Genomic DNA, 6012 nt, shown 5'->3' with positions numbered 1-6012 from the left:
AATATCAGCCTGACACTGCCAGCCGAAAAACGACCAGCTACCCCCCACAGCATCACGACCGGCCGGTACACGATGAGCGACCCCTGAAAATAAACCCAGGAGTCGCTCATCCATGCACTCTTGACAACAGAGCCTACATATCAGCGCTTCGGGGTCCTCTGGCGCTGCCATGATGTGTGCCATGAAGAGACGCACTAGTTAGAATAGTTGTTCACTTTCGCGGTCACAAGTTGTCTTCACTTGATTTGAGTTGACGTGCAGGCAGCGCCTTCGCCAGGCGGATGAGGGTGTTTGTGATAACGGGTCATTCTCTGCGATGTTGTCGCGAGGGAGGACTCCGGATGTCGATAGTGTTAGGTGAGGAAGATGCCGACGCGACTCGCTCGCTGGAAAATACTGCTAACCGCCATCCAGATAAAGGCAGGCTGGTCTAGGCCGATGCGTTCCTAGGCTAAGATCCCACCAGTAGTGGGTGCAGTCGAGAGGTGGCTCCAGGTGCGTACACGGACAAGCGGCGTTGGTTCGAAGTATGGAGATTCCAGTTCTTGCACTGGATGTGGTTGGGCATCGGCGACCCAACTCGGGCACGTTCATAATCCGCTACGACTTTGCATCGATTGGGGAGTGCCTGGGTGGCCTTTGCGGTACCGCAGTTGCGTAAGTTATTAACCCCCTTGTGGTTGGCCTTGGCTTGGCTTGTGTTGACTCTTATAGCTTGGTGCAGGCTTTCGCGAACCGCTAGACAAACGGTCTGGGCCGAGGATGGGGGAGTCTTTCTACGGGATGTTCTCTCCAGCAACGGATGGGAAACCCTTCTTAAACCCTACGATGGATATATTCACGTAATTCCCCGCGCTCTTGTTGGCGTTGTGTACGTCCTTGCCCCTATCGACGCTTTTGCCGTATGGGTATCTTTTCTGAGTTGCGCAGTGGCTGCGGGCGTAGGGTTGGGTGTTTTCGTACTCGCCAAGCCCCTAATTCAATCTCCGTGGTTACGCACAATATTCGCTGCTATCCCCGTCCTGCTACCTCTTGCTCCGGTGGAAGTGCTGGGCAACGCTGCAAACCTTCACTGGTACTTTCTGTGGCTCTCGCCCTGGTTACTCATTTATCGGCCTGTCTCACGCGGGGGCCGCGCAGGACTGTTTCTTATTGCTTTGGCTATCTCGGCCAGTGAGGTCATAACAGTGATTTTTCTCCCGCTGGCAGCATGGATGATATTGAAACGGAAGAACTACTGCGCGCCGATCGGCCTCATCGTGGGGGTCGGCCTTCAGCTGCTGACAACACTTGTTAGTCCTCGAGGGGAGTCCCTTCGAGTGGATAACAGTGTTGGTCTCCGCTCCGTCGCAATTGGCTTCTTCGTCCAGCCCATCGCTTCACTGGTGTGGACCGACAGCCACGCCGTTGCTGCCGATCTAGCAAATACCGGAACGCTGACTGTCTTTCTCCCAGCAATAGTCTTGGCGATATTTTTCATTTTAATTCTTATGTTCGGCAGGACGAAGTTAAAGGTGGCCGCTATTTACGCGGTAAGTTCGGCCGCAACATGCTGGACTGCATCAGTTCTCATCAACGCTAATCCCGTGTTCAATTACGCATACTTCAATAACCAGGATTGGCGGCAAAATTTTCAATTCAGCCGCTATGCGGTCGCCCCTGGCATGCTCCTCCTTACACTCATTCCCATTGCTCTCGCGAGCCTTAACGATCGACCTACCTACGATAGCCAACCAGGAACGAAAAAGTGGTCCTTCGCTGCGTTGCTGGTATTCACACTGGTTATGCTGCCTAATTTCTTCCAAGGCAGCACATTGAGGGAAGCCGGCCCCGAATGGGCAGCCCAAGTCGTTACGGCTCGGGCCGCATGCAGTTCCGATAAGTCACTGACGGAAAGTACTGTGTCGGTGGCCCCCGCCCGTTGGAAGTTCACCCAGGTAAGACTTCCCTGCGCGCTGCTCGAGCAGGACAGGAGCAGCCATGCTGCGGCATCTGTCCTCCTGTTCCCCTAGGGTTTGTTGCTAGAACTCGCTTGGCTGGGAGCGAGCTCTAGCAATTGACCCCTAGACGTTTGATCGTCGAAAGCAGGCGTAGGCAGATCACTGCAGTTTTCGTCTCAACGCATAACGGGGAACGAGTAGCGCCATCGTCGTATGACCCGCCAGCATGAGCGGTACAGGAGCCCCTAAGGTCGGAAATGCGCCGTCACTCGCGCTCATCGTAGAGGGGATCTGGGGTAGCCTGCACGTATAGCGGCGGCTTCCGAACGCAGGCCGGTGTTCCACCCGTGCGTCAGCGGCTTCGCCGTGCTGGATTCCGACAACGGTGCTTTTTGTCTCGACGTCCCGTTGCCCGGCTCTGCACCTTCGTGCTGCGTATCAGCTCGTGATGTCAGTCACGGAGACACGTAGCGTTAGCAATTTAGGGCAACGGTGCCATAGACGGTTTGCGCAAGGATCGATGCTCGCTCATATTGACGGCAGGACCGCGAAAGTCAAAGACTCTGGGCGTTGAAATGACCACCTTACTCGCAGGGCAGAGACAACCCTGTGTGCATGTCGCGGGCTTGTCCACAGGCCCACCCATATGACTTGGCAGCGTGGTGTACGCTCCCTAGGCTGTACCCAGTCGCACTGCCTCCGACGGAGGCGGCATTTGTATGGGGGAACATATGGACGCGCTGGGAATAGTCGAGGACGAGGTCCGCGAACTTATCCGCCGCCGCGGATTGGATCCGCTGCGGCAAGCGGGTGAGGTCCGGCGCCTGGTGGAGGCTGCGGTCACCGATTACGACGAGCGGGCACTAATGGGCCCGCTTCCGCCCATCGGGCCGCTGGATGCAGCGCGCAGATTCCTGTTCGATGCGGTTGCAGGGTTCGGTGTACTCCAGCCGTTGCTCGATGATCCGTCGATCGAAGAGATTTGGCTCAACGCGCCAAACGAGATATTTGTTGCGCGCAATGGCGAGTCCGAGCTGACCTCGCTGAGCCTTACGGAGCAGCAGGTGCGTGACCTTGTGGAGCGAATGCTGAAGAGCTCCGGCCGGCGGCTGGACATGTCCTCGCCCTTTGTGGATGCTGCCCTGCCTGACGGGTCCAGGCTTCACGTCGTCATCCCAGACGTCACCCGCCGCCACTGGGCGGTCAACATTCGAAAATTCGTGGTGAAGGCGAGCCGGCTCGAGCACCTTGTTGAGCTCGGAACGCTGACGCACCAATCTGCGCGGTTCCTCGGGGCGGCGGTATCCAGTGGCCTGAACATCCTGGTCTCCGGTGCAACACAGGCCGGCAAGACCACCATGTTGAACTGCTTGGCGGCCAGTATCGGCAGCCGGGAGCGCGTGATCACGGTTGAAGAAATCTTCGAACTCCGGTTCCCGTTGCGCGATGTCGTCGGGCTCCAGTGCCGGCAACCCAACCTGGAGGGCGAAGGCGAAATCCCGCTCCGGCGCCTTGTTAAGGAAGCCCTTCGCATGCGGCCCGACCGGCTGGTGGTGGGGGAGGTCCGCGAAGCCGAAAGCCTGGACATGCTCATTGCACTAAATAGCGGCCTTCCGGGGATGTGTACCGTCCACGCAAACTCCGCCCACGACGCCGTCACCAAGATTTGCACGCTGCCGTTGCTGGCCGGGGAGAACATCTCCAGCGCCTTCGTGGTGCCCACCGTCGCGTCCTGCATCGATCTCGTCGTGCACTGCAGCAGACAGGCCGACGGACGGCGGCAGGTCACGCAGATCCTCTCGCTGGGGCGCCGTGTGGAAAACGGCATCATAGAATCCTCTCTGGTCTTCTCCGTGGAGAACGGCGTCCTGCAGCCCAGGGCAAACGCGATGCCTGCCGCGGATAAATTCTCCCGGGCAGGATACGACGTCGCCGCACTCTTGGATGCACGATGATTTCCGCGTTGTTGGGAGCCGCGGCCGGGGTAGGCTTCTTCCTCATCTGGTGGTCCTGCTGGGAGACCCCTGACCCAAGGCTTCGGGTGCGAAAGCCCGGGCGGATGGGGGACCTGCTCGCTGCCGCCGGCGTCGAAAAAGTATCTGTCCGGGGTTTGGTCGGGACCTGCCTGGGTCTGGGACTGTTCGTTGCCCTGGTCTTTTTCGCGCTCAGCCGTTCATGGCCAATTGCCGGATGTTTCGGCCTTTTCGGAGCATGGCTGCCCATCACGCTGCTCCGCTGGCGGGCACGAAAAAGGACGGCGCTGCTCCGCCAGCTCTGGCCCGACGTCGTTGATCACCTTCGTTCGGCAATCCGCGCGGGCCTCCCGCTGCCTGAGGCACTGATCCAACTGGGCGACAAAGGACCCGAGGAACTCCGGCCACTGTTTCGCGAGTTCGGGGCCGATTACCGTGCTGGCGGCCAATTCGACGGCTCCCTGAACAAGCTCAAACACCGGCTTGCCGATCCTGTCGCAGACCGCATCGTCGAAGCCCTGCGCCTCACCCGGGAAGTGGGTGGCTCCGACTTGGGCCGGCTGCTCGGCACGTTGGGAGAATTCCTCCGTGAAAGCGCTCGCACACGCAGTGAGCTGGAAGCGCGGCAGTCCTGGACGATCAACGCGGCCCGGCTTGCTGTGGCCGCACCGTGGATCGTGATGATCCTCCTGGCAACCAGGCCCGAAGCGATCCAGGCCTACAACACGCCGGTGGGCGCGGCAGTCCTGCTTGGGGGTCTGATCGTCTCACTCATTTGCTACACCGTCATGTTGAAGATCGGCGCCCTGCCACAGGACGAAAGGGTGCTCCGATGATGATGGTGGTCCCGCCCGCAGCCGTGGTCTGTGGGATCGGCCTGGGCCTCGGATTGTGTCTGGTGCTCTTCAGGTCTCCGCCGATGCGCGCCATGACGCTCTCTGAACGAATCGACCCACAACTCAAATCGCAGAACCTTGAATCGCGGCTCTTGAACGCGGGAGAACAGAACCTGACCCCATTTGGCCCACTGGAACGGATTCTCCGTCCAGTCTTCCGCGACTGGTTCTCCGCGCTGGGCCGTCTGAATCCCTCCCCGGGAGCCACGGAGCGGCGGCTGGCCCAGGCGGGGATCACCAAGTCTCCCATTGACTTCCGAGCGGAACAGCTGCTGTGGGCAGCGGCCGGTTTTGCCATCGCCCTGACAGCCATACTCGTGGGAGCCGCCGCCGGCAGGTTCAGCCCGATCTTTGCCGCCGTCGCAATTATTGGCAGCGCAGCGGGAGGCTTTGTACTGCGGGACTACTGGCTGGGCGCCCAGGTCCGGCGCCGGGAGGCACGTATGATGGCCGAATTTCCCAGCCTGGCGGAGCTGATGGCCCTGGCCGTCAGCGCAGGAGAAAGCGCGACGGGTGCACTGGACCGGGTCTGCAGGAGCGCCAACGGGGAGCTGTCCAAGGAATTTGCGAAGATCCTCGCGGAGACCAGGGCAGGAAAACCCCTCATCCTCGCCCTGGAGGAGTTTTCGGCACGCACTGACCTCGCGCCGCTGGTCAGGTTCGTTGACGGCATCATCGTCGCAGTGGATAGGGGAACCCCTCTCGCGGAAGTGCTCCGTGCCCAGGCCCAGGATGTCCGTGATTCGGCCAAGCGGGACCTGATGGAAGCGGCGGGCAAAAAGGAAATAGCAATGATGGTGCCACTGGTCTTCGGGGTACTCCCGCTGACGGTGGTATTCGCCGTATTCCCCGGTATTGCGGCGATCAATTTGGGCTTCTGAGGGCTGCGGGCAAATGCACAGTGCAGCAGCTCCGGCAAAAAACACCGTACTAACCAGGAAAGGACGCAACATGAAAACTATGGGAAACCGGCTCGTGGTGTTGTTTATCGGAATGGCTGCTCTGTGGCAGTTTAGGATTTCCCGTCCGGGGAGCCGGCACCGATCCAAGGGGGCCAAGGGCGATAACCCCGAGCGTGGGGACGTGCCCGGATGGGTAATGATTACGCTGATGTCCGCCGTCCTCGTGGCGGCTCTCCTGGCGCTCGCCGGCCCGGCCCTCGAAGCCATGTTCAATCAGGCAATGGACAAAGTGGGGAACTGA

5 protein-coding genes are annotated in these 6012 nt (G+C 59.9%); all 5 read left to right on the top strand.

Features of this window, described 5'->3' with window-relative positions; translation table 11 throughout:
* Positions 1 to 929 precede the first annotated feature (929 nt).
* The 5 genes from AB4Y79_RS15865 (at position 930) to AB4Y79_RS15845 (ending at position 6012) form a co-directional block, all read left to right on the top strand.
* Complete coding sequence (locus tag AB4Y79_RS15865) at positions 930 to 2012, top strand: hypothetical protein (protein ID WP_441863666.1); 1083 nt, start codon at positions 930 to 932, stop codon at positions 2010 to 2012.
* Positions 2013 to 2671: 659 nt separating this feature from the next.
* Entirely contained in the window at positions 2672 to 3895 is a 1224-nt protein-coding gene (locus AB4Y79_RS15860; RefSeq protein ID WP_441863702.1) for a CpaF family protein, read from the top strand.
* Positions 3892 to 4749, top strand: a complete 858-nt coding sequence (locus tag AB4Y79_RS15855; RefSeq protein ID WP_441863664.1) for a type II secretion system F family protein — start codon at positions 3892 to 3894, stop codon at positions 4747 to 4749. Before AB4Y79_RS15860 ends, AB4Y79_RS15855 begins: the two co-directional genes overlap by 4 nt.
* The gene (locus AB4Y79_RS15850) at positions 4749 to 5690 is read left to right on the top strand and encodes a type II secretion system F family protein (protein WP_441863699.1); all 942 of its coding nucleotides are present in this window, start codon (positions 4749 to 4751) and stop codon (positions 5688 to 5690) included. Before AB4Y79_RS15855 ends, AB4Y79_RS15850 begins: the two co-directional genes overlap by 1 nt.
* Positions 5691 to 5760: 70 nt before the next feature.
* On the top strand, positions 5761 to 6012 hold the full coding sequence (locus tag AB4Y79_RS15845) for a hypothetical protein (protein ID WP_441863662.1): 252 nt from the start codon (positions 5761 to 5763) through the stop codon (positions 6010 to 6012).

The sequence above is a fragment of the Pseudarthrobacter sp. YAF2 genome (genome assembly GCF_052113345.1).
Lineage (GTDB): Bacteria > Actinomycetota > Actinomycetes > Actinomycetales > Micrococcaceae > Arthrobacter.
Note: the sequence above shows the minus strand (reverse complement) of the source record. Positions and strands in the feature narration are given on the sequence as shown.